The organism is Aeromonas sp. QDB56 (assembly GCF_027705505.1).
In the GTDB taxonomy this organism is placed as follows: domain Bacteria; phylum Pseudomonadota; class Gammaproteobacteria; order Enterobacterales; family Aeromonadaceae; genus Aeromonas; species Aeromonas caviae.
The window spans coordinates 1-1,601 of the sequence record NZ_JAPDBZ010000262.1 but is presented as its reverse complement, the minus strand read 5'-3'; the positions used below and the strand labels follow the sequence as shown (position 1 = coordinate 1,601).

At 50.3% G+C, this 1,601-nt stretch carries 2 protein-coding genes; both read left to right on the top strand.

The genetic code is table 11. The features are described from left to right. The first annotated feature begins 238 nt into the window (after window positions 1–238). A complete protein-coding gene (locus tag OKB81_RS20270) occupies window positions 239–1,030 on the top strand; it encodes an AadA family aminoglycoside 3''-O-nucleotidyltransferase (RefSeq protein ID WP_442866128.1) in 792 nt (263 codons plus the stop codon). 8 nt (window positions 1,031–1,038) lie between these two features. Next, window positions 1,039–1,578, top strand: a complete 540-nt coding sequence (locus OKB81_RS20265; protein ID WP_442866127.1) for a PAS domain-containing protein — start codon at window positions 1,039–1,041, stop codon at window positions 1,576–1,578. The last annotated feature ends 23 nt before the right edge of the window (window positions 1,579–1,601 follow it).

Sequence of the window (1,601 nt, the reverse complement as noted above, 5' to 3'; positions counted from 1 at the left end):
GCGATTAAATCAGATCACAAACGAAGCCTTTTTTCTATCTATTTCAATTGGTTGTAGCTAAAGATCCTGTACATGAATTATACATACCAGATTTGGAAAAAAGGCTAACAATGCGTTGCAGCACCAGTCGCTTCGCTCCTTGGACAGCTTTTAAGTCGCGTCTTTGTGGTTTTGCTGCGCAAAAGTATTCCACAAAGCCGCAACTTAAAAGCTGCCGCTGAACTTAACGTTAGGCATCATGGGTGAATTTTTCCCTGCACAAGTTTTCAAGCAGCTGTCCCACGCTCGCGCGGTGATCGAGCGCCATCTGGCTGCGACACTGGACACAATCCACCTGTTCGGATCTGCGATCGATGGAGGGCTGAAGCCGGACAGCGACATAGACTTGCTCGTGACCGTCAGCGCCGCACCTAACGATTCGCTCCGGCAGGCGCTAATGCTCGATTTGCTGAAAGTCTCATCACCGCCAGGCGATGGCGGAACATGGCGACCGCTGGAGCTAACTGTTGTCGCTCGAAGCGAAGTAGTGCCTTGGCGCTATCCGGCGCGGCGTGAGCTTCAGTTCGGTGAGTGGCTCCGCCACGACATCCTTTCCGGAACGTTCGAGCCTGCCGTTCTGGATCACGATCTTGCGATTTTGCTGACCAAGGCGAGGCAACACAGCCTTGCGCTTCTAGGCCCATCCGCAGCCACGTTTTTCGAGCCGGTGCCGAAGGAGCATTTCTCCAAGGCGCTTTTCGACACTATTGCCCAGTGGAATGCAGAGTCGGATTGGAAGGGTGACGAGCGGAACGTCGTTCTTGCTCTTGCTCGCATTTGGTACAGCGCTTCAACTGGTCTCATTGCTCCTAAGGACGTTGCTGCCGCATGGGTATCGGAGCGTTTGCCTGCCGAGCATCGGCCCCTCATCTGCAAGGCACGCGCGGCGTACCTGGGTAGCGAGGACGACGACCTAGGGAAAGTGCGAACAAGTATCCCACGAACAAAAAATGAAAATTTTAGTCATTTAATATCAATGGGTTACCATTAAATGCTCTCGTGCCATATGACTTATTCGCACCTTCCTTAGGCCAGCCTCACAACATCGTAAGACACCCAGATATGCCGCCTGCTGCATTTGAGCATATGTGGAGTACATTAAAATCTGGCCGCTCATGGATGGGGCTAGTAAAAAATCGCTGTAAAAATGGCGACCACTATTGGGTAAGTGCTTATGTAACGCCAATAGCTAAGAATGGTTCGATTGTTGAATACCAGTCTGTAAGGACCAAGCCTGAACCTGAGCAGGTTTTGGCTGCGGAAAAATTATATGCTCAATTGAGAAGCGGGAAGGCCGCGAGGCCGAAATTGGCTGCTAGCTTTTCCGTGAAAATACTCTTGCTCATATGGGGTAGTATTATATCAAGCGCAATGGCTGCCGGCATGCTTACTGATACATCAATAAGCAGCTTATTGTTAGCCACTTTAATGTCAGGAAGCTTAAGCTCTGTTAGTGTTTTGGCTATTCTCTCTCCTCTTGGAAGACCAGGGCGGGATCGCACTTTGTTAATGAAATTTGAACAGGCTGATCGTCTGTGATCTAATCACGTCTCCATGCAGGA